Source organism: Bacillus kwashiorkori, from assembly GCF_001375515.1.
Lineage (GTDB): Bacteria > Bacillota > Bacilli > Bacillales > Caldibacillaceae > Bacillus_BK > Bacillus_BK kwashiorkori.
In genome coordinates, this window is sequence record NZ_CTDX01000009.1 from 38,117 (window position 1) to 62,657 (window position 24,541).

A 24,541-nucleotide genomic window follows, 5' to 3' on the forward strand; every position below is an offset into this window, starting at 1 on the left:
GGTAATTACACTTTTCGGTGTGTATTTTTCAACTAGAATAAGTGTCATACATTCGTACATAGGAGGAAATGATGAATAAGTATTGTGGAAATTGTGGTAGTCAAATGGATTCGGATGCAGAATTTTGTTCAGAGTGTGGTAAACCGGTAAATAGTTCTCAAAATACTACTAATCATGAAACTAGCAAGCAATCGGTTTCGCAAACACCCAATCCAAAACAGCCAATGAGTAAAAAGACTAAAATAATGTTGATTGCAGGGATTGCTGCTGTTGTTTTATTGTTTGCTGGACATAAAATGATCGAATCAATCATGTCAGAAGATCGGTTGATTGAAAATTTTTCGGAAGCACTTCATGAGCAAGACGCAAAAAAAGTAGCTAGTATGCTCACATCTAATGATAAAAAACTAGATATAAATGAAAAAACAGTTTCTGGATTAATGAAATACTATAAAGAAAACCCTGATCAAGTTAATGAAACTGTAAAGATGTTGGAGAGACAAGCAAGTGCGTTAGATAAGGAAAAGGACAACAAAAACAAGTCGATATTAGATGGAATTGTCGATATGTTCGGAAGTTCAATGGTATCGCTTAGTAAAGATGGAAAATTTTTGTTTTACGATAAATTTAGTTTAAAAGTAGAACCAATCTATCTTTCTTTACAAACGAATTATAAGGATACGGTTTTATATATTGATGGAAAAGAAGTAGGTAAAGCGGATGAGCCAAATTTTGAAGGTGTATTTGGCCCTGTCTTACCAGGATATCATTCAGTAAAGGCTGTCTTGAAAAATGATTATTTGGAATTGAACAGTGAAGAAGAGGTTACTTTAAGAGGAATGTCCTCTAAAGAAACGGTGTATCTTCATTTAGAAGCACAGGAATTGACGATTAGTGTGCCAAATAGTGACGAAGAGAATGCGGTTACTAAGTTATTTGTCAATGGAAAAGATGTTGGCGTAAATGTGATTGAAAACCCAACATTTGGTCCAGTATTAACAGATGGTTCGATGACTTTCCATGTCGAGGCTGTACTCCCATGGGGCACAGTTACAACAGCAGAGCAACCAATTGAAAATAGACATGTTTCTGTGCGATATGATAGTGCAGAAGTGAAGAATACTGTTATGGAGACTGTCCATAGCCATCTGTCCGAGTGGATTGACGCTTATACGAGTGGTGATGTGGAAAAAATGACTTCAACCACTGCTGACTATAAAGAAGCAATTGGAAATAATATTTCCGATGATAAAAGGTTAGAACGAGCAATGAAAGCTCAGTATCTCTCTTCAAAGTTTGATTTGGAGTCTTTTGATTTGTATTTTGAAGAGGGAACTTGGAGAGCATCGATTATTGCGGAGGACAAATGGAAAAGGGATACTTATTACGTAGGTAGCGATAATATCGAACTAAGAGAAGAAACGGAAATTAAAAGATATTCCTTGCGCTACGATACAAGTGCAAAAAAATGGATCATCGAAGGCACAAGTCGCCCATGGTTCTACTCCTTCTCAGACGAAGAAGCCAAAGAATACACAGTAAAAGATCCAAAAACATACACATCCGCCTGGGCAAAATAACCAACCGGGGACTGTCTCCACAATGGGGACAGTCCCCCACTGCTTTAAAGTGTTAAAGTGAATGTGTGGTGGTGAACAAATGATGGTTGTTGGTTGTTAATTCATAATGTTCGCAATTGTTAGGGACAGTCCCCCACCACTTTAAAGCGCTAAAGTATGGGGTTGATGGGCATTGTTTGTTCAGCGGAATAAGGTGAGAAAAAATTCATAGAACTGTATTAAATTATTTGTGAAAACGTGTTGATTTTTTGGTAATGTTAAAAATGTATTAATCTATTAATAAATTTTGTGGTTATTTTTTTTAACGCAGAGAGAAAACGTTTTCCCACTCAGCTGGTGGGGCAGAATTCACCGTCTTCTACAAAAATGTGGGGCAGAATTCACTGGAAATGGTGACCTTTAGTGTGTCTCATTTTTAGATTGATATGTACGAGGTGGAATAGCAAATACCTTTTAGAAGAATTGCAGCCCTATTATGGTGGTAGCGAATCCTTTTTCAAAGGAATTGCAGCCCTATTATGGTAGTAGTGAATCCCTTTTTAAAAGAATTACAGCCCTATTATGGTAGTAGCGAATCCTTTTTTAAAAGAATTACAGCCCTATTATGGTGGTACCGAATCCCTTTTTTAAAAGAATTACAGCCCTATTATGGTGGTAGTGAATCCCTTTTTAAAAGCATTGCAGCCTATTATGGTAGTAGCGAATCCCTTTTTCAAGAATAACCTTCCTAATCATGTGATAAACAGCACTTTCTGCGTCAAACACGCGTCAAATACGCAAAATCATGACAAGAATTTAATGAAAACGTTTTTATTTGGCAAATCCTTTCAAATGCATTTAATTAGTTTCTCAGTTTCGATGAATAATTTGTATTATTTTTTTATGAGAAGTTTAAGAATCATTGGCATTGGCAAATTTTATGAGGTGTAAAGATGGAGAAACAAGCGAAAATTTCCTCGATAGAAAACTTCGAGATATATCATTTAATACAACCAGTAGTCAACTTAATTAATAAGCAAGTTCTTGGATTTGAATTTTTGCTTCGTTCGAATGTTATGGAACAACCTGAGTCGCTTTTTAAATATGCAGCGGAAAAGGGTATCCTACTAGATTTGGATTTAAAATCTGTTGAAAAGGTTTTTCAAGTTATAGAGCAAAATTCTACATTGTTGAAAGGGTTAACAGTCTTTGTAAATGTTTTTCCTTCGACTTTATTAAGTGATGACTTTCACTTGTTTATCGAAAAGGGGATGAATAAATTAGCAGTTAACCCAAAACAAATCGTTCTAGAAATTAATGAATCGGAAACGAAAACAGATACATTAGCTTTGAAGGAAACTGTTCAGTGGTTAAGGAAAAAAGAAATTCGTATTTCCCTGGATGACATTGGCAAAGGAGAATCGACACTGAAAAATATAATTGAAATAGAACCAGATATTTCAAAAATTGATTCATATTTTTCACAAAACCTATCCACCCATCAAAAAAAACAAGAAACTGTAAAACATCTTGTAAAACTCCTTAAGAAAGACAGCTTAGTGATTCTGGAGGGCCTTGAAACGGAAAAAGACCTGCAAACAGCAAAAAAACTCGGAATCACCTATGCGCAAGGCTACCACCTCGGCAAACCGAAAAATATCAACCACTATTTATAAAAACGGGGACTTCCGCTGTTTTAATATTGCGAATTGTCGGGGACAGTCCCCCACCGCTTTAAAGCGCTAAAGTATGTTGTGCCATTTTCCCCATCATTTCCCATGCTTTTTCCAGGTGGTTAGCTAGTTTTTATTCTTTTTCTCCTATATTTTTTTCTTACATTGAGTTTTTTTGTAAAGTATGTTAAGATTTTCACAAATACAAACAAGTAGTAACACACGGTCAGCCACATACAAGCAAACCAACTGAAATCAATTGCGTTCGAATGGAAACCCTTTCCTAAAACACAAGCGCATGAAGGTTCGTTACTTTCAGTTGGATATCATTGATAAGGCAAATCCATTGTTTCTTATTGTTACCAATTTGTTCCTTTTGCGTCACCATTCATGAACCAATCTTTAGCTTCACCGTTCATGAACCAATCTCTTCCATCACCATTCATGAACCAATCTTTAGCTTCACCGTTCATGATGAACCAATCTCTTCCATCACCGTTCATGAACCAATCTTTTGCATCACCGTTCATGAACCAATCTCTAGCTTCACCGTTCATGATGAACCAATCTTTAGCATCACCATTCATGAACCAATCTTTCACTGAATTATGCTCGTAACAAATATTGGAGTTATCCATGATTTGTGTAGTTTTTCACATTCATAACTACCAATCATTCCTTTTATGGATATATGTAAGGAAGTAAGGAAATAATTTTAGATATAAAATAATGTTAGGAGATGTAGTTTATGTTAACAACGTTCAAAGCAACTGCAAAAAAATTACCAGAAGGTCTTCAAGTAGAAACAGAATCAAGAGGATTTAAAATTTATATGGACGAACCTGAGGATCTGGGTGGAACGAATGCTGCTATGAACCCAGTGGAAGCGCTATTATGTGCCCTTGGCGCTTGTCAAACAATTGTTGCAAGTGCTTTTGCTGAAGCGAATGATTTTAGTTTTGAAGAATTCCATGTGGAGTTAGAAGGAGATCTTGATCCTGATGGTTTCCTTGGTTTATCTGATGTAAGAAAAGGTTTTCAGGAAATCCGTTTTTCAATGCACTTTAAAACGAATGAAAGTCAAGAAAAAGCAGAACAATTTGCTGATTTTATTGAAAAAACATGCCCAGTAGGTGACTGTCTTACGAACGGTGTGAAATTGGTCAAAGGTGCAGTAGTTAGATACTAAATTAATAAATGAGTATAAGGGGTACTCTTGTGGTGCCCCTTTTTATTTTTCAAGGAGGAGAATTATGGAAATTAAAATGTCAATTATCCCTGGTGGAAAAAAAGGAAAAGTTGGTGAAATCAGTGTCAACGTAGGGGATAAAATCAATCCTGGTGATACGTTAGTGCAGGTAGAAACAGCGAAAGGCAACCGTACAATAAAAGCGACAGCAGAAGGTACGATTACTAAAATTTTTTGTGAAACAGGCGATGAAGTTAGCTCCAATCAAACCTTGTTTGAAATTATTGGAAACGATGAAACAGTTTCATCACTCAAATCTAATCAACCACTTGAAAAGGAGTATTCTACAGACATAAAAAAAGTGAACACCGACCTTCTTATCATTGGTGGGGGTCCAGGAGGTTATGTAGCGGCAATTTATGCGGCGAAAAATGGTTTACGTGTTACCCTTGTTGAAAAAGAAAACCTTGGTGGCACTTGTTTAAATGTTGGTTGTATTCCAACGAAAGCTTTAGTGAAATCATCGGAAGTGTATCATACGATAAAAAAATCCGCCGAATTTGGGGTGCGTATGGTGGATGATTGTGAAGTTGATATGAAACAAGTGATACGTAGAAAAGACGATGTGAAAGACAAATTGTTATCTGGGATAGATTTTTTAATGGAAAAAAACAACATTCAAGTTATAAAAGGCTGTGCATCGTTTTTATCTAATGAGGAAGTGTTAGTAAAAGGAGAAAAACCATATAAAATTCGTTTTCGAGATGTTATTATTGCAACGGGTTCAAAAATTTCATCGGTCCAAATTCCAGGAGTCGATTTGCCAGTAGTGATGAATAGTACCGAGGCACTTTCTTCCATCGAGCTTCCGAAATCGATTGCGATTATTGGTGGTGGAGTAATTGGCATGGAATTCGCGTTCATTTATCGAAACCTTGGTGTTGACGTACATGTGATTGAGTATATGGACAGGGTGCTCACAATGGTTGATCCGGAAACGTCCAGCGAGATTCAAAGATTAGCTGAGACTGCTGGTATTCAAATCCATACGAATGCAAAAGTAACAAAAATTCAGCAAGCGACTAATGGGCAAGCAATTGTGACTTTTCAAAGTAACGATCGTACTGAGGGAAAGGTTCATGGTGCGGATAAAGGATTTGAAAAAATCGAAAAGTGTGCTTGTACGGGCGTGGAGAAGCAAACAGAATTTCATAGTAGAGATTTAAATGGAAGTAATGGAGAAAACAATCAAAGTTTCAATAGTGACAACAAGAGTAAATGTTGTAATGGAGGTCAGTCAAGTAACCATCCGAGCGATAATGATCGTTGCCAAGGCAGTTTTAAAAAGCGAGTAGAGCATCATCATGAGGAGTGTGCTTGTCAAGGTAAAGGTAAAGGCGAAAAACAGGCTAGTGAGGAGGGGCTTATCATTAGTCAAAAAGTGTTAGTGGCGGTTGGACGTGAACCGAATCTTGATGACTTGGGTATAGATAGAACAACAATTCAGCTAGTTGAAAACGGTAAGGGCATAGCTGTTAATGAGGAAATGAGAACAAATGTTGAACATATTTTTGCGATAGGTGACGTTACCAATATTTTGCAATTAGCTCATGTTGCATCCCATCAAGGAATGGTCGCAGTCGATAACATTTTAGGTAGGAAAAGGAAAATGGACTATCATGCTGTGCCAAATGTGATTTTTACGACACCAGAAATTGCAACGGTAGGGTTAACAGAAGATGAGTGTAAGGAAAAAGGACTTGATTATCGCGTTTCTAAGTTCGACTATGTCAGTAATGGAAAAGCTTTAACATTAAGCGAACCAGAAGGATTTATAAAGTTGTTAAAAGATAACACTACACAAAAAATCATCGGAGGCACAATTATTGGAGCAGACGCTTCATCGTTAATAAGCACGATTACCGTAGCGATTACAGGTGGATTGACCGACACAGAGCTGGTCGAAACCATCTTCGCGCACCCAACAACAGCTGAAATAATCCACGAAGCAGCCCTTGGACTAGGAATCGGCCCAATCCACCAAGAAAACTAGAACCCACAAATTGTTGGGGACAGTCCCCCACCGCTTTAAAGCGCTAAAGTGATTGTTTGGTGGTGAGCAGACGTGGTGTCGAATTATGGGGACACTCCCAATAGCCTGGCATAGATGAAAAAGAGAATCTAGAACTGTCAGAATTGTCGGGGACAGTCCCCCACCGCTTTAAAGCGTTAAAGTGGTTGTTTGGTGGTGAGCAGACGTGGTGTCGAATTATGGGGACACTCCCAATAGCCTGGCATAGATGAAAAAGAGAATCTAGAACTGTCGGAATTGTCGGGGACAGTCCCCCACCGCTTTAAAGCGCTAAAGTGAATGTTTGGTGGTGAGCAGACGTGGTGTCGAATTGTGGGGACACTCCCAATAGCCTGGCATAGATGAAAAAGAGAATCTAGAATTGTCGGAATTGTCGGGGACAGTCCCCCACCGCTTTCGGAGTTGTCGGGGACAGTCCCCCACCGCTTTAAAGCGTTAAAGTGAATGTTTGGTGGTGGGCAGACGTGGTGTCGAATTGTGGGGACACTCCCAATAGCTTGGCATAGATGAAAAAGAGAATCTATAATTGTCAGAATTGTCGGGGACAGTCCCCCACCGATTTAAAGCGCTAAAGTGATTTTTGGTAGTGAGGAAATGTGGCGCCTGTCATCCCCTTAAACAGATTTTCACCAACACCAATAATAAAAAAGTTCAACAAAAATTTACAGCAAAACTCTTCATAAAAGACAAAAATTTTCCTCTCCATTTTGAAAATTAACAAACTTATGCATTTCAACTTCCTTGGGCATACTTTTAATAAACTTGCCCGAAAATGTTGGAGGGGATGGATATGTTTAAAGTATTTGGGGATAAGGCGGTTAAAATAAGTTCCACAACTTTTTCAGAAATTCAATATAAGGAAAGTGATATGGAAGAGTTATTACGAAAAAATATTGACATGATATGTGATGAAGAAGAATCAATGCTCATTGTCGGTAAGCAAGTGCGAAATTCCCAAAACGGAATTAGCGATTTAACCGCAGTGGATAATAAAGGAAATATTGTTCTAATAGAAATCAAAAGAGATCGCAAAGATATTGAAGGTAGAAAAGAAGCATTTGAATTTCAGGCAATTCGATATGCAGCCAGCTATGCAACAATTGAAGATCCAGGAGATTTAGTAAGCAAAATTTATGCTCCTTATATTGAAAAATACCGCAATGAATTTGAAAATAATTCATTGACCAGTGTTGAACTTGGTATGAGGAAGTTAATGGAATTTTTACAGGAGAATGGGGCGGAAGATAGTTTTAATAAAAGCCAAAAAATAATATTGATAGCTTCTGATTTCGATGAACAGACTTTGTCGGCAGTTTCCTGGTTGAATAGTAATAACGTTGATATTACTTGTTTTAAAATGATTCCGTATAAAATAAATGAGGAAGTTTATATCCATATTGAAAAAGTGTTACCTTTAAATACGTATAAAGATTATTATGTTGATTTTTTGGAAAGGCCTGGAGTAAATAGTGTGAAAAAACAAAGTATAACACGGAGATCACTCCCGAAAATTACCGATATGTTGGAGTGGGGTGTTGTAAAAGTAGGTGACACAATTGTAGCGAAAGGTCGTGAAGATGAAGCAACCCTCTTGCCGAGCGGAAATGTGGAAGTAAATGGAGAAGAAGTCTCCTTGCAAAAGTGGTTAAAAGATTTATTTGGCTGGTCCAGTGTTCAAACATATGTATTTGCGATTCATAAACTATCTGGTAAGTCACTCGCCGATATCCGTAGGGAATATATGGAAAATGAACATCAAAATAGAACCGACGCATAAGGACGATACATAAATTGGAAAAATCAAGCTTGGCAAAAACATTATAGTCCCTCGCTGCACACTCACCCCACATCGCATATGACACAACCACTTTAGCACTTTAAAGCAGCGGGGGACTGTCCCCTACAATTCGAAATATTCCCGCAACAAAGATCGTGCACTTTAGCACATTAATGTGGCGGGGGACTGTCCCCGACAATTCCGAATAATATGAAATCCCCACTTCTCTGTATATTTTTATATAAATCACATTTTTTTATTTTTTTCGACATTAATTGACAACATTTTTATATTAATTATATTATTATTGTCTTTACAACGAGAATTGCTAGTTTAGTAGAATTTAAATAGGAGGGGAATTTTTTGAAGAGAGGGAAAGGTAATATTTTTTATTTGCTTGTTGCCTTTGTATTCGTTGTTAGTACCTTTCTAACACCGATTTCGGGTGTCTTTGCAGCAACATTCGATGTAAAGAAACAGCCCACGAACAAGATTAATACAAAGGTATATGAAGAGTTTCACAACAATGAGTTTGTAACTTTCTTAGTGAAAATGAAAGAACAAACAAATACTAGTTTAGTAGCTAATCAAGCGCAGCTGAAGGCAAGTGAGAAAAAATTAAGCCCACTTGCAAAGAAACACGAGGTAAGATCAACAATATTAACCGAATTAAAAACGACAGCAGAACGATCACAATTTCAGCTAAAAGACATTTTAGTAAATGGTATAAAACAGAAGTCGGTTAAAGCATTCCGATCCTTTTATATCATTAATGTTGTTGAAGTAACAAGCACAGTAGATATTATGGAAAAAATATCTAAACTTCCAGAAGTAGAAAAAATTTTACCAAATGAAACTCGCACCTTAAATCCGGTATTGACAAGCGAATATAATCAGGTGCAAAACAATAGTGTAGAGTGGAATGTTGATCAAGTTGGTGCAACAAAGGCTTGGGAGCTAGGATTTGATGGGACAGGCTCTGTTGTTGCAATTCTTGACTCAGGAGTACAATGGGATCATCCAGCATTGAAGGATAAGTATCGAGGGTATAATCCATCGACTGGTGAGGTAAATCATGAATTCAGTTTTTTTGATGCGGTAAATGAACAACCAGATAGTTATGACGATAACGGGCATGGTACCCATGTCGCAGGCACAATGGTTGGTAGCGAGCCAGATGGTTCTAATCAAATTGGTGTTGCTCCAGGTGCAAAATGGATTGCAGCGAAAGCTTTTAACGAGAATGGTAGTGGTACAGATGCAACTATCATAGCTGCAGCGGAATGGTTACTTGCACCAGGTGGTAGGGTAGATTTAGCCCCAGATGTGATTAACAATTCCTGGAGTGGTGGTTCTGGTTTAAATGAGTGGTTTTTAGAAGTAGTACAAACTTGGCGTGATTATCAAATTTTCCCTGCCTTTGCTTCAGGAAATGCTGATTGGCTAAATCCTGGTGGTCCAGGTTCTGTTGCACACCCAGCAAATTATCCTGACTCATTTGCTGTTGGAGCAACAAACAAGGATAAAAAGTTGGCTGATTTCTCTTTTCAAGGGCCATCCCCATACAATGAAATCAAGCCAGAACTAACTGCACCAGGAGTGAAGATCCGTTCAAGTTATCCAGGTGACGAGTATAAACAGATGGATGGTACATCTATGGCTACCCCGCATGTTGCCGCGACAGTAGCGCTACTTCGTCAAATTAACGAAAACTTAACTGTTGATGAGCTAGAACAAATTCTTCTAGACACAGCGACACCATTAACTGATGAAACTTTTACAAAATCACCTAATAACGGTTACGGTTATGGGCTCTTAAATGTTTATGATGCGGTGTTGAAAGCGTCTATTGGTATGGGAAAAATTAAAGGACAAGTTACTATCGAGGGTGATGATGCAGAATCACCAATTTTTGAACATACACCTGTTACCGATATTTCTGCAGGGATTCAAATTGATCTAACAATTCAAGCAAAAGATAACATTAGTGTTGAAAAAGTAGAACTGCAATATAGAGTTAATGAAGGTGAATGGAAAACTGTAACTGCTAATCGTACCGCAGGCGACTACTTAAACGGTGAATATTTAGCGACTATTCCAGCCGGAGTTACAAAAGGTGGTACATTAACATATAAATGGATTATAACAGACTTTGCCAATAATACTACGGCTAGTGATGAATACATCGTTACAGTTCACTCAGGAATTACTGTTGGATATTTTGAAAACTTTGAAACAGAGCCAGAACTTTGGGCGCATGTTGGAGATAGTTCAAACTGGGAATGGGGAGTTCCAACATCTGGTCCAGGAAATGCTTATTCGGGTGACAAGGTATATGCTACAAATCTTAGCGGAGATTACAAAAATCAAATGAATGAGCTTTTAGTAATGCCGCCAATTGAAGTAGGGGAAGGAAACACTTACCTTCAGTTGAAACATTGGTTTAGTTTCGAAGCGTCAATATATTCAGGCACCGCATATGATTGGGGACGTATCGTTGTTTCTAAAAATGGGTCAGACTGGGAACAACTCCTTTGGGTTGCAGGCGATTCTAATGGTTGGGAAGATGTCATCATTGACCTTTCTGATTATAGAGGCCAAGGTATTTATATTGGTTTTTACACATACTCTGATTTTAGTGGGACAAGGCCAGGATGGTATATTGATGATATTGCATTAGTAGACACTGTTCCTTCAACAGCAACAGTGAACCGATCAAATAATAGTGTAGACTCTTTCAAACTCTCACTATCAAACGATGAAAAAGTTGGGGAATTATTAAACTTTGAATTAAAAAACACAATATCACGATTACCGTTACATGCACAATTATCTGTTATAGAAACAGGACGGGCAACGCACAGCAATCCACAAAATGGTAATTATGAACTAGTTCATCCAACAGGTAATTACACACTGCTTGTTGAATCATATGGTTATCATTCCGAGTCTCAGTTAGTAAATGTTGAAAGGGATAAAGATGTTGAACTTGATTTTACTTTAGAAGAAAAATTAAGAGGGAACATCTCAGGTATTGTCACAAATGCCCATACTGGCGAAGTTATTACTGATGCTAAAGTATTTTTAGTTGAAGATGCTAATATAACGCCAGTCCATACGAATGAAGATGGCCATTTTGAAATTGCTGCATATGAAGGAACCTATACATTGCGTGTGACTGCACCGTTACATTTTACAAAAAATATAACCATTACAGTAAATGGAAAAGAAAATATTGTACAAAATGTTGACTTGGATCCATTAATTGGCTATTCCGAAGTCATAAAGTATGATGATGGTACCCATGAGTCAATTGATTATATGCATACGGCTGGGAACGGCTGGGCTGTAAAAATGTCACTAGCAGAAGGCGAAGAGATCGCGCTTTTGACAGGAGCACATATTCAATTTAGTGGCGGTAATCGTCCAAATCCAGGGGGTACAGAGTTTTTATTAGAGATTTATGACGCAACTGGAGTAGATGGCTCCCCAGGGAAAAAAATTGCTGGCCCAATCGAGGCAAATGCCATTCGGGATGATTCTGTTTGGACAATAGTGGACTTAAAAGGTGAAGAAATTTGGGTGGACGGTGACTTTTTCGTTGCATATATTCAAAAACATCCATTCCCTTATACACCTGCCATTGCAAAAGATACAAATGGAACACCATCTGGACATTCATGGATTTTTACAGATGGTAATTGGCGACCAACAGCTCCTGCTAGTGGGAATTACATGATTCGTGCGGAAGTTAATTATGAATTTGGAGTTCCAACAATTACAACTCCGGCTGAAGACATAGTAACTAGTGATGATTCTATAGTTTTAGAAGGAGTTGGCGAACCTCTAGCAGAAGTAAAAATCTATAATAATGGTGAAGAGGTTGACACTGTTACCACTACGGAAGACGGTGGTTTCACAAGTGAAATACGATTAATTGAAGGGAAAAACCTTCTCAGTGCTAGGGTAGTTACGGAACGTGGTTATACAGGTTTTTCCAATGAGGTCATAATTACTCGTGATACAACAAAACCTGATATTCAAGTTGCAACACCTGTTGAAGGGCAAAAGTTTAACACAAAGGTAGTGGCTGTTAAAGGGTCCGTTGCTGAAGAAAATTTAACAGTTTTCACAGTAAATGATGCTCCAGTTTTAGTTGAGGATGGTTATTTTGAAACAAATCTAGAGTTAGATGAGGGAAAAAACACTATCAAACTTTATGCAAAAGATGTGGCAGGAAATGAAAGTTTTGCAGAAGTAAACGTAGAAGTGGATACAATTGCACCAGTTATTGAAAACTTACTACCAAATGAAGATGTTCAAATTCAAACAGGTGAAACATTAACTGTTGAATTTACGAGTGAATCAGGTTTGGCAGCCACGTTTGAAATTCAACTCTCGGAACAAGAGACTATAGGTCCAATAGTATTGGAGGAAGTGGATTCAGGTCACTATGTTGGTGAATATACTGTAGAGGATGGAGTAACGGCTGAAGGAGCTAGTATTATAGTAAAAGCAATCGACATTTTTGGAAATGAAACAACATCGGTTGCTGAAGGCCTACTATATATAAGCGGTAGCGGAGAAGACCCAGGCGACGGGGAAGATCCAGGTGATGGCGAAGATCCAGGCGACGGGGAAGATCCAGGTGATGGCGAAGATCCAGGCGACGGGGAAGATCCAGGTGATGGAGAAGACCCAGGCGACGGGGAAGATCCAGGTGATGGCGAAGATCCAGGCGACGGGGAAGATCCAGGTGATGGCGAAGACCCAGGCGACGGTGAAAATCCGGGTGATGGCGAAGACCCAGGCGACGGTGAAGATCCGGGTGATGGCGAAGACCCAGGCGACGGTGAAAATCCGGGTGATGGCGAAGACCCAGGCGACGGTGAAGAGCCGGGTGATGGCGGAGACCCAGGCGATGGTGAAGATCCGGGTGATGGCGGAGACCCAGGCGATGGTGAAGATCCGGGTGATGGCGGAGACCCAGGCGATGGTGAAGATCCGGGTGATGGCGGAGACCCAGGCGACGGTGAAAATCCAGGTGATGGCGAAGACCCAGGGGACGGTGAAGATCCAGGGGACGGTGAAGATCCGGGTGATGGCGAAGACCCAGGCGACGGGGAAAATCTAGGAGAAGGCGAAGGCCCTGAAGGTAGTATTGCGGATGGAAGTAAACTTCCAAACACATCTGCGAATGCCTATAATATCCTAACTGTAGGAATTACATTATTATTGGTTGGTATCTTAATCCTTCTATTGAAAAGAAGAAGAAGCACACTACAAATCTAATAAAATACAAACATAATAATAAATAACGGCTGTCCTTGTGAGGTCAATTTCACAAAGGACTGCCGTTTTCACTTTACCACTTTAAAGCAGCGGGGGACTGTCCCCGACAATTAGGAATATTCCCACAACAAAGATCGTGCACTTTAGCACATTAATGTGGCGGGGGACTGTCCCCGACAATTAAAAAATATCAAAAGATTAAAACAGTAATAAGCAATCTGCTGTTACACTACTAGGTTGGTGTTTGTTTAAGAGTATGGTTATTGTTATAATGGATTGGTATCTGTTTACATATATTAATATTTTTGTAAGAAATTTTATTATTAATGTGGAGGTGGGAGCGGGATGACGAACTTGCCAAATTGTCCGAAATGTAATTCTGAATATACGTATGAGATGGGTTTATTATTAGTTTGTCCAGAATGTGCACATGAGTGGAGTCAAACAGAAGCGGAGCATATTATGGAGGATGTTTCTGTAAAGGATTCTAATGGAACAACGCTAAGTGATGGTGATTCAATAACTATAATCAAAGATTTAAAGGTAAAAGGAAGTTCCTCTGCGTTGAAACAAGGGACAAATATAAAAAATATACGACTTGTTGATGGGGATCATAACATTGAATGCAAAGTAGATGGTTTCGGTATCTTAAAATTAAAATCAGAATTTGTAAAGAAAATTGGATAACATACAAGAGCCCAAATAGGGTTCTTTTTTTCCATCTTTCTATAGCAATATACTCGACTTGACATGACTCACTCAACTCAACTCAACTCAACTCACTTTAATGCTTTATCACTTTATCACAACGGGGGACTGTCCCCGATAATTCGAAATATTCCTAAAACTAAAATCGTGCACTTTAGCACATTAGTCTGGCGGGGGACTGTCCCCAACAATTTCAATTCAATAATAATCAGTTTTATTCTTTTTTTGTGTTTTCTAGAATTTTATGTTAGTAGTTTGTATAATAAGGATAAGTGGTATAGTTTTGAATTTTAAGTGTTTTAGTTAGGTGTGTTGTTTAAACCACCGTCGAACAATTTTTACAACAGTAGATTATACATACCCCTCAGATAATAAAAATGGAGAAAGGGGAATTTTTATGAAAAAGTTACAGTGTTTTACTTTGAGTATTATTTTAATCGGTTGTTTCTTTTTTGTTCCTTACGGGAAATTAGTTTTGGCGAAAGCGGATAGTCGGATTTATCACGTGGAAGTGAATCAGTCGTTATTTCCTCCTTCACAACAGTACGACGATACAAGTGTGTTGGTGATGAAAAGCGGAAAATCAAGCCCTTTATATCAACCATCGCAAATTCCAAGTTTACACGGTTTTTATACAGAAAAAAATGATTCGAGTGGAAAAAGAGCAGATACGCCAATAGTTAAATCCGAAAAATCCAAATCTGCCGTGAAAAAAAATAACGAGGAAGAACCGTCAAATCCACCGAAAGAAGAACCAGGAAAACCAAAACCTTCTGAACCGGGTGATCCGTCTAACCCTAGTAACCCAGGTCAACCGAGCGACCCTAATCCGGAGAATCCAAGTAACCCAGAAAAACCAACCAATCCGGAAGAACCATCAGAACCGGATGATCCAAATCCACCAATTGAAGAGCCAGGTTCTGGTTCGGGGGAAGGGGGATCTGGTAGTGGTGAGGATAAACCAACAACACCGAAACCTGGTGAAACAAAGCCTTCTCCAGAAAATCCGAGTAATCCGAAACCGTCACCAAAACCGGAAGATCCTAAAAATCCTCAACCAAACCCAACGAACCCAAAACCAGAAAATCCAAAATCCGGTAACCAGGGATCGAATAATGAAGGAACATTTGGTCAAGGGAGTCCAGATGGAACGGGAAATCAAAGTTCTGGCAGCACAGAAGGACAAGGAGATACTAACACGACAAGTGACAGTGAAGATATGGGGTTTGTAGTTGAAGAGATGCATGAGGATAATTTGTCTTCCACTATAGATGGTGAAGATACTCAGTCTCTCGGCGATCTTGATGAGTTGGGGGAATCAGAAAGAGGAGAAAACGGCGAAGAAATGTCAAAAGCAGGTACATATAAAACAGAAATCAGCAATGTTAATTCGCCTACAGATGATTTTAGAAAAAAAGGTATAAAAACATTAATTATTATTTTAGTAACAGGAGGTATTGGCGGAGTAATATTATGGGTGAGACGGGGTATTTAATCAGTACTTTTTACATATAGCAGATAAATAAAGTGTTCCTGAAAAAAATTAGCGAAAAACAACCGTAAAACGCAATTCAGGAGCACTTTATTTATATAAAAATATCCCATCCGCCCCATCCGCCCCACCCCACCACCTGCACTTTAACACTTTAGCACTTTACTACAGCGGGGGACTGTCCCCAACGATTAGGAAAATTCAAAAAACCACACACCCTATTGCATTTTGTTTTGATTTTTTGTAAGTTTCGTTTATACTAGTTGTATAGTGTTAATATAAGTGAATATGAATTTTGGTTGGAGAATAAGAGAAACCACAAAAACATTACTAAAATTGGTTAGTAGTGCTTTTGTGGTTTTTTTGTTCTATTTTTCACATTCCATGCATGCGAGGAGGAGAAAGATTATGTTTTCAAATTTGGTCAGGGATAATTATATAGAAAAGTTAAAAACTGGACATTACGATTTGTTAATTATCGGTGGAGGCATTACCGGAGCAGGGATTGCGTTGGATGCGGTGACACGGGGTATGAGGGTGGCGCTAGTGGAAATGCAAGATTTTGCAGCAGGTACATCCAGTCGTTCAACAAAGTTAATTCACGGTGGTCTCCGCTATTTAAAACAATTCGAAGTTGGTCTAGTCGCTGAAGTGGGAAAAGAGCGTGCAATCGTATATGAAAACGGGCCACATGTCACAACACCTGAATGGATGATGCTGCCAATTCATAAAGGCGGGACGTTCGGTAAATTTACTACCTCTATTGGACTTTTGGTATATGATTTTTTAGCTGGTGTGAAAAAATCGGAACGGAGAAAAATGTTGAATACAGAAGAAACGCTCAAGAGGGAACCACTTTTAAAACAAGAGGGATTGAAGGGGAGCGGATATTATGTGGAATATAAAACCGATGATGCACGACTAACGATAGAGGTCATGAAAAAAGCTGTCGAATATGGTGCAGTGGTACTTAACTATGCTAAATTGGATGAACTTTTGTATCGAGAGGAAATAGTCAGTGGTGGTAAGATTACCGATTTATTAACAGGAGAAAAGTTCACAATACAGGCAACAAAGGTAATTAATGCAACCGGTCCTTGGGTAGACAATATTCGAAAACTTGATCAATCCTTTCACGGTAAAAAACTTCGACTATCCAAAGGTGTTCACATCGTAATTGACCAAAAAAAATTTCCTTTAAAACAAGCAATCTATTTCGACACACCAGATGGAAGAATGGTTTTTGCCATTCCACGTGATGGTAAAACATATGTAGGAACTACTGATACGTTTTACGATGGAGATATGGTTCATCCAACCATTACATTAGAGGACAGGGAATATATTCTTCAAGCCATCCACTACATGTTTCCTAATATAAAACTTTCTCAAAATGATATTGAGTCAAGTTGGTCAGGTTTAAGACCACTCATTTATGAAGAGGGTAAAGATCCATCCGAAATTTCGCGAAAAGATGAGATTTGGGAGTCTCCGTCGGGATTAATAACTATCGCAGGTGGGAAATTGACAGGATATCGAAAAATGGCAGAAATGGTTGTGGACTTAGTGGTAAAAAAACTGTCCGTTGAAAAACAGTTGCACTTCAATGATTGTGTCACTAAGGAGCTGAAAATTTCCGGTGGGGACATTGGAGAAAGTAAATCATTTTCTGCTTTTGTTGATCGAGTAGGTAAAATTGGATTAGAGATTGGACTGCGGAAGGAAGATGCGGATGATATTGTAAAAAAATACGGTTCAAATAGCCCGATCGTTTTAAAATTGGTAAAAAATGGACTTTTGGAAGCTGAACAATTTGGGCTCCCGCTTGTGTTATATGGGAAATTAAAATATGCAATTGAGTATGAAATGATTGCAACCCCGTTGGACTTTTTAAATCGTCGAACAGGTGCGCTATTATTTAACATCTCTATAGTTGAGTGTTTTGGAAAAGCTGTGACCGAATACATGAGCACCGTGTTTGGCTGGGACGAAGAAACAAAACATCGACACGAACAAGAACTTCATAAAGCAATCGAGCAAGCAACACTGAAAAACAAATAAAAACAACACCCCCCGCCGCCGCTTTAGCGCTTTAAAGCGGCGGGGGACTGTCCCCGACAATTCAAAATATTCAAACACCAGGCCTGTGATTGTGACGAGATGTACAAAGTTATTGTTATAATGTGAATTTTTTATGATTTTTTTGTTAACAAAGTATTGAAAATGTATTCGTTTTCATTTATAATGAAACACAAATAATAATTTGGGGAAGAGAATTGGAGAAGAAGCCCAGCTAAATAATCCTATTTTGATAGGTTTATTTAGCGCGGCTTCTTTTTGTATGACTATGACTATAACTATAACAAACTCTTAACGTCATTTGTAATCAAGTATGAAAAGAGTATGAAAAGCCTTACCGTCATTCTCAGCCAAGGATGGAAAGGTCTTAACATCACTCACAATCAAGTACGAAAAATCTGAAACAAGATTCACATTCAAGGGACGAAAAATCCTAAACATTATTTACATTAAAGGAATGAAAAAACCTTACCTTTATTACTAATCAAGTACGAAAAATCTGAAACAAGATTCACATTCAAGGGACGAAAAATCCTAAACATTATTCACATTAAAGGAATGAAAAATCCTTACCTTTATTACTAATCAAGTACGAAAAATCTGAAACAAGATTCACATTCAAGGGACGAAAAATCCTAAACATTATTCACATTAAAGGAATGAAAAAACCTTACCTTTATTATCAATTAAGTATAAAAATAACATCATTAATATTCAAAACGTACATAAAACAAATGACCATTACAAGAGGAAATGTTGCTCACATCATACCTCTCCAATTCATCCACTTCCATAATTATTATTCATTCGAACTGAGGGGGAAAGAGAAATGAAACGGGTTAGTAAATTGATTTTAACAGTTTTAATTTTTATTAGTTTTATTGCGTTAGCAGCTTGTGCTGGGGGAGATAAAAGCAAAACAGGGGGAGGCGGAGATATTGGAACAATAAGCTTCTATTCTCCAGAAACACCTGACTTCACGAAAGAGCTTGCCCAAGCGTTTGAAGAAAAAATTGGCGGAAAAGTGAACGTACAATATGCTGGAACAAACGTACTGGTTAACCGAATGTTAGCAGAAATTGATAACCCACAAGGAGATGTATGGTACGGCGGTGGTGGAATACTACCTTTTGAAAACGCCGTAGAACAAGGAATAATTGCTGCATATGTACCTGATTTTGCCAAAGATTGGGATGTAGTGGAAAACGGGATTAAAGTGAAACACCAAGACGGTATGTACACTGGTGTAGAACTGTTTGTATTAGGTTTTGTCTATAACACAGAACTCGTATCTCCAGAAGAAGCGCCAAAAACGTGGGATGACTTGTTAGATCCAAAATGGAAAGGGAAGATACAATTTTCCAACCCAGCAGCATCAGGGACATCCACTCTTCTCGTTTTGAGTCAAATGATGATGCGTGGGGAAGACGGTGGTTGGGAATACTTCGAAAAGTTAATGGACCAAGTAAATGCCCTACCAGATTCTGGCAGTGCACCAACAAAAGCAGTTGCAATGGGTGAAGCCCATATTGGCGTAGGTTTTGACTTTATGGCTTATGAAGCGAAGGCAAAAGGTGAAACAGTTGACTTCGTAGTACCAGATAAAACACCAATTCTAGTAAATCCAGTTGCACTTGTAAAAGACGGTCCAAATCCTGAAGGTGGTAAAAAATTAATTGATTTTTTACTATCGAAAGACGGTCAGCAAATTTTAGCAAACTGGTATCATATTCCAATCCACCCAGAAGTGGAATCCAAAACTCCATTAAGCTTAGATACAGTTAAGAATCATGCGATAGATTTAGATATTGATTGGGTAGTAGACAACTATGACCGGATTCGGAACGAGTGGAAAAACAAATTTCAGTAATAACTAGAAGGTGATAAAAAAATGGGTTCAGTTAAAATAGAACAACTTACGAAAAAATTTGGAGATACATTAGCGTTAGACCATGTCAATCTTGATATTAAGGAGGGCGAATTTTTCGCTCTCCTTGGCCCATCTGGGTGTGGAAAAACAACAACAATGAGATGTATAGCAGGTTTCGAATCACCTACATCTGGTGAAGTAAAGATAGGTGATAAAGTAGTCAATAAATTACCACCGAACCAACGAAACTGTGGGATGGTTTTTCAAAGTTATGCGCTGTTCCCACATTTAAATGTATTTGAAAATGTCGCATATAGCTTAAATATTCGCGAACTGAATTCATCTAATTTTTTCAAAAAACCATTAATATACGGAAGAATTCTCAATAAAAAACTGTTTAAATACCCGAAACATATAGAAGAAAAGGTAAGGAAAATTCTAGAATACGTGGAACTAGATCAATATGCGAACCGACTAACAAGTGAACTTTCTGGTGGTCAACAACAGCGTGTTGCATTAGCAAGAGCACTAATAATGGAACCAGCTGTACTATTAATGGATGAACCACTATCTAACCTAGATTTAAAACTGCGGCATACGATGCGGAATACAATTAGAAAAATCCAACAAGATTTAGGAATCACAACCATTTTTGTAACACACGATCAAGAAGAAGCGATGAGTATGGCAGACCGGGTGGCTGTCATGAGTGAGGGAAAGGTCATTCAAGTTGGAACACCTACCGATCTATACAGTAATCCACAGTCTCCATTTATTGCTGATTTCGTTGGTTCATCCAATATTTTTAAAGGGACTGTCGTAGGTGAAGAAAATGGTTATTCAGTCGTCCAACTAAATGGATATAAAATTAAATCTGCTACTAAAACAAGTAAAAAAGAAGTGGATATAATTATTAGACCGGAAAATATAAAAATCATTCAAAATAACACAGAAACGGACAATTCGTTAGAAGGAAAAGTAATAATTCCGACTTACTTCGGTTCTACTGTACGTTATGAACTAGAAGTTGGTTCCCACAATTTTATAGTTGACACGACCTATCTTTCAGGGGATCGGATTTTAGAGCCAGGTTCAGTGGTAAAAATAGCAATTGAACATGAAAGGGTGTTATTAATATGAAAACAAAACGCAAATTTTTTAGTGGCTTAACAATCGCTAGAATTTTTATTTATCTGTTTTTCGGGGTATTTTTAATCCTTCCTTTATTTTCCATCCTACTTGTGACATTCACGGGACAACCGATGAATGTACTTGGATCTTTTATCGATGGAAAAATTTTATCTAGTACTATAGAAAAACTGAAAGGAAGCTCTCTGGAAAACTATATAGCTATTTTATCTAATAAAGGTTATGTGTCTGCACTAATTAATAGTTTAAAGTTATCTTTAATTGTCTCCATTCTCGTTATATTAATATGTATTCCGATGGCATATGGAATTGCAAGAACGAAAATGCCTTTCAAAAAAACAATTTCAGCCTTATGTACTGTTCCATTAATTATTCCAACCTTTATATCAGCCTACGCATTTATGATTATGTTTGGACGGTCAGGTTGGGTAACAAACATTTTTCATAAACTTGGTGGAGAAGGGTTGTTAATTGATCCATACTCAATGACAGGAATTATTGTTGTGCAAATCTTTTTCTTTTTTCCGTACGCACTGTGGCCGATGGTTGCAGCATTTAAAATAAGTGATATTAGTTTAGAAGAAGCTTCCCGTAATTTAGGTGGAAAAAGTTGGTTAACATTTTTCGCAATCACTTTACCGTTAGCACTGCCGGGAATAATTTCTAGTATGCTATTAATTTTTTCAGTTAGCTTCTCTGATTTTGGAACACCAATAATTTTAGCACCGAAAGATTTAAATTTAATAGTTGTAGAAGCATACCGGGAAATGGCAGGATTTTTTAATTGGGCAGGTGCTGCCATTTTAACGATTGTTATGGTCATTGTTGCGGCCTTTTTCTTCTGGTTACAAAATCTATTTGTGAAGGGGAAAAATTACGGTTCCGTATCTGGTAAACCGAAAATGCAGAAACTGAATGATAACAAATGGTTAAATGGTTCTTTATCTGTATATTCCTTCTTAATCGTGTTGCTGCCACTTTTATCGTTATTTACAGTTGTTTTACAGTCGTTTGCAACAACATGGGGGAAAGATGCATTGCCATCTGGATATACACTTGATCATTATAAAATGATTTTTACAAACTCATTTGGAAATATTCAAAACAGTATCGTATTAGCTTTAGGTGCATTATTGTTGAGTGTGGTTATTGCTGTGTTCGTTTCCTATTTCGTCGTTAGACAAAATGCTACGAAACTGGACTTTGTCGCATCGATACCATTGATTGTCCCTGGCATTGCATTTGGTATTGCTTTAATTCAGACGTTTAATACAGCGCCACTACAGTTAACAGGAACTGCATTATTGTTAATAATTGCCTATACGATTAGGCGGCTACCTTATATGTTACGGTCAACGATGTCAACAATGCGGATGATCAAACAGGATATTGAAGAAGCGGCAATCAATCTCGGTGCAAGTCAATTTACCGCAGCTTTAACAGTGATAGGACCACTACTTGCACCAGGTATCGCTGCAGGGTCAATACTAGTATTTGTTACAGTTATTAAAGAAGCAAGTATTAGTATTTTATTAGCCCCAGCGGAATGGGCACCGATGAGTTTAGCAGTTTTCCAAAATATTTTACGTGGAGAATATTACACTGCTGCTGCGATGTCAGTATTGCTCGTGCTTATCGTATTAATATTGCAAGCAGTCGCCAACCGATTATCGAAAAATCAATTGTAGTACAGTTTGAAGTTCATCATTACTAAAAAATGTTAAAATATCGGTATCAAGGGGAGTTTTACCGCCAACCTTTGTTTGAGTAAATCCCCTTGCTACTTTTTAAAAACAAAGATAATATCGTTCACAACCATGAAGGAAAAGAGTTTTCACAACCATGAAGGAAAACAACTTTCACAACCATGAAGGAAAACAACTTTCACAATCATGAGGGAAAACAACTTTCACAACCATGAAGGAAAAGAGTTTTCACAACCATGAGGGAAAAGAGTTTTCACAACCATGAAGGAAAACAACTTTCACAACCATGAGGGAAAAGAGTTTTCACAACCATGAGGGAAAAGAGTTTTACCAACCATGAAGGAAAACAACTTTCACAACCATGAAGGAAAAGAGTTTTCACAACCATGAAGGAAAACAACTTTCACAACCATGAGGGAAAACAGTTTTCACAACCATGAAGGAAAAGAGTTTTACCATAAAATTTTTACTACTTGGGGGAGACTTATGCAGAAGGGTTTTATTTTTGACTTAGATGGGACGATTTATTTAGGCGAAAAAATGATTCCAGGTGCGGACGAAGTGATTGCCTATTTAAAAGATCGTGGAGACAAAGTAGTTTTTCTAACGAATAAGTCAATTTCCAGACGGATTGATTATGTGGAAAAACTATGCCAAATGGGAATTCAAGTAAGTTTGAATGAGGTAATTAACTCCAATTTTATCACCGCACTTTATTTGAAAAAACAGCTCCGGAACGGGGAAAAGGTTTTTGTTATCGGGGAACAGGCGTTGCTAGATGAGTTAGATGAGCAAGATGTGAAAGTTACGGATAATCCTTACGATGCTAAGTTTGTTGTGCTCGGGTGGGATCGTTATTTTACGTATGAGAAATTAAATAATGCCTACCAAGCTTATTTGCATGGTGCAGAAGTAATTGCCACTAATCCTGACCGGACGTGTCCTGTTTTAGACGGTGAAATTCCAGATTGTGGTGCGATGATTGGTGCATTTGAAGGTACAACCGGTGTTCCTGTACAAAATATTGCAGGGAAACCTTCGAAACTGATGGCTGAATATGTCGTCCATGAAGTGTTGAAGTTAAAATCGGAGCAATGTTATATGGTTGGAGACAGGTTGGAAACAGATATTCGAATGGGAAATGAAAATGGGATGAACTCGGTTTTAGTTTTGACGGGAATCACGTCGCTAGATGATGTTGCCAAAGCGAGTGATCAACCTAAATATATATTGGAAAGTGTTTTTGATTTGAAGAACTTGGAGCAATTTAAAACGGAGAAGATATGGAGTAAGTAATGAGAAAAATGGATGGTTGAAAGTGGGAATGGGATTGTCGTGATATTTGTAGATGAAGGGACTGTTGTGGGAATTGGTTAACTACTCGAAAAAACGAGTTCCCAACGTGAAGTGGCCAGATGAACGGATTGACGGAGAGATGTTGTACTTTCTAGAAGAATTGAATCCTGATTTGTCGTGCACTTGCAGATGAAGCGATCAATGTGAGAGATGGTGAAATTTCTAGAAGATTTGAATCCCATCCTGCAGTGGCCAGATGAACGGATTGACGGGAGAGATGTTGTACTTTCTAGAAGAATTGAATCCTGATTTGTCGTGCACTTGCAGATGAAGCAATCAATGTGAGAGATGGTGAAATTTCTAGAAGATTTGAATCCCATCCTGCAGTGGCCAGATGAAGCAATCAATGTGAGAGTGGGTTTCTGAGTTGTGTTGCTTGAAATGCTTTTTTATAAAAAATTCGCGCCAAAAATGAAGTTTTTGATCGTCATTTATGGATTTTGGTAGTAATTTACTGGAAATAATGATATTTTTTCCCACCACAAATATGAAAAGGCGGACAAAAAACTAATTTTAAGTTTTTATGTTCGCCCTTTGTCATCACTGAAGTAAATTTTTCAAGTTATGATAAAAACGTAACTTTAGCATTTCCTTAAATA

The 24,541-nt window shown here is 38.0% G+C and carries 14 protein-coding genes; 13 read left to right on the forward strand and 1 reads right to left on the reverse strand.

Going from position 1 to position 24,541, the window contains the following annotated elements:
- Window positions 1-71: 71 nt before the first annotated feature.
- Together BN1242_RS02140 and BN1242_RS02150 are read left to right on the forward strand one after the other, a co-directional pair.
- Window positions 72-1,580, forward strand: coding sequence for a zinc ribbon domain-containing protein (locus BN1242_RS02140; protein ID WP_062350658.1), 1,509 nt, complete (start codon window positions 72-74; stop codon window positions 1,578-1,580).
- Window positions 1,581-2,512: 932 nt separating this feature from the next.
- Complete coding sequence (locus BN1242_RS02150; RefSeq protein WP_062350663.1) at window positions 2,513-3,235, forward strand: EAL domain-containing protein; 723 nt, start codon at window positions 2,513-2,515, stop codon at window positions 3,233-3,235.
- 356 nt (window positions 3,236-3,591) lie between these two features.
- On the opposite strand, the gene BN1242_RS02155 is transcribed toward BN1242_RS02150, so the two are convergent.
- A complete protein-coding gene (locus tag BN1242_RS02155; RefSeq protein ID WP_062350666.1) occupies window positions 3,592-3,834 on the reverse strand; it encodes a hypothetical protein in 243 nt (80 codons plus the stop codon).
- Between the two features lie 146 nt (window positions 3,835-3,980).
- On the opposite strand from BN1242_RS02155, the gene BN1242_RS02160 reads away from it, so the two are divergent.
- The 11 genes from BN1242_RS02160 to BN1242_RS02210 all read left to right on the forward strand — a co-directional run bounded on the left by BN1242_RS02160 (window position 3,981) and on the right by BN1242_RS02210 (window position 23,882).
- Entirely contained in the window at window positions 3,981-4,421 is a 441-nt protein-coding gene (locus tag BN1242_RS02160) for an OsmC family protein (protein WP_062350669.1), read from the forward strand.
- A gap of 64 nt (window positions 4,422-4,485) precedes the next feature.
- Entirely contained in the window at window positions 4,486-6,474 is a 1,989-nt protein-coding gene (locus tag BN1242_RS13745) for an FAD-dependent oxidoreductase (RefSeq protein WP_062350672.1), read from the forward strand.
- Between the two features lie 829 nt (window positions 6,475-7,303).
- Window positions 7,304-8,290, forward strand: coding sequence for a hypothetical protein (locus BN1242_RS02170; protein ID WP_062350675.1), 987 nt, complete (start codon window positions 7,304-7,306; stop codon window positions 8,288-8,290).
- A 363-nt stretch (window positions 8,291-8,653) separates the two neighbouring features.
- On the forward strand, window positions 8,654-13,582 hold the full coding sequence (locus BN1242_RS02175) for a S8 family serine peptidase (protein WP_062350677.1): 4,929 nt from the start codon (window positions 8,654-8,656) through the stop codon (window positions 13,580-13,582).
- A 345-nt stretch (window positions 13,583-13,927) separates the two neighbouring features.
- Entirely contained in the window at window positions 13,928-14,269 is a 342-nt protein-coding gene (locus tag BN1242_RS02180; protein WP_062350680.1) for a zinc ribbon domain-containing protein YjdM, read from the forward strand.
- 418 nt (window positions 14,270-14,687) lie between these two features.
- On the forward strand, window positions 14,688-15,785 hold the full coding sequence (locus BN1242_RS02185) for a hypothetical protein (protein WP_062350683.1): 1,098 nt from the start codon (window positions 14,688-14,690) through the stop codon (window positions 15,783-15,785).
- A gap of 402 nt (window positions 15,786-16,187) precedes the next feature.
- On the forward strand, window positions 16,188-17,843 hold the full coding sequence (locus tag BN1242_RS02190) for a glycerol-3-phosphate dehydrogenase/oxidase (RefSeq protein ID WP_062350900.1): 1,656 nt from the start codon (window positions 16,188-16,190) through the stop codon (window positions 17,841-17,843).
- An 847-nt stretch (window positions 17,844-18,690) separates the two neighbouring features.
- Window positions 18,691-19,731, forward strand: a complete 1,041-nt coding sequence (locus BN1242_RS02195; protein WP_062350686.1) for an extracellular solute-binding protein — start codon at window positions 18,691-18,693, stop codon at window positions 19,729-19,731.
- A gap of 21 nt (window positions 19,732-19,752) precedes the next feature.
- The gene (locus BN1242_RS02200; protein WP_062350689.1) at window positions 19,753-20,871 is read left to right on the forward strand and encodes an ABC transporter ATP-binding protein; all 1,119 of its coding nucleotides are present in this window, start codon (window positions 19,753-19,755) and stop codon (window positions 20,869-20,871) included.
- Window positions 20,868-22,568, forward strand: coding sequence for an ABC transporter permease (locus tag BN1242_RS02205; protein ID WP_062350692.1), 1,701 nt, complete (start codon window positions 20,868-20,870; stop codon window positions 22,566-22,568). The genes BN1242_RS02200 and BN1242_RS02205 overlap by 4 nt, the downstream gene beginning before the upstream one ends.
- A 504-nt stretch (window positions 22,569-23,072) precedes the next feature.
- A complete protein-coding gene (locus BN1242_RS02210; protein ID WP_062350696.1) occupies window positions 23,073-23,882 on the forward strand; it encodes an HAD-IIA family hydrolase in 810 nt (269 codons plus the stop codon).
- The last annotated feature ends 659 nt before the right edge of the window (window positions 23,883-24,541 follow it).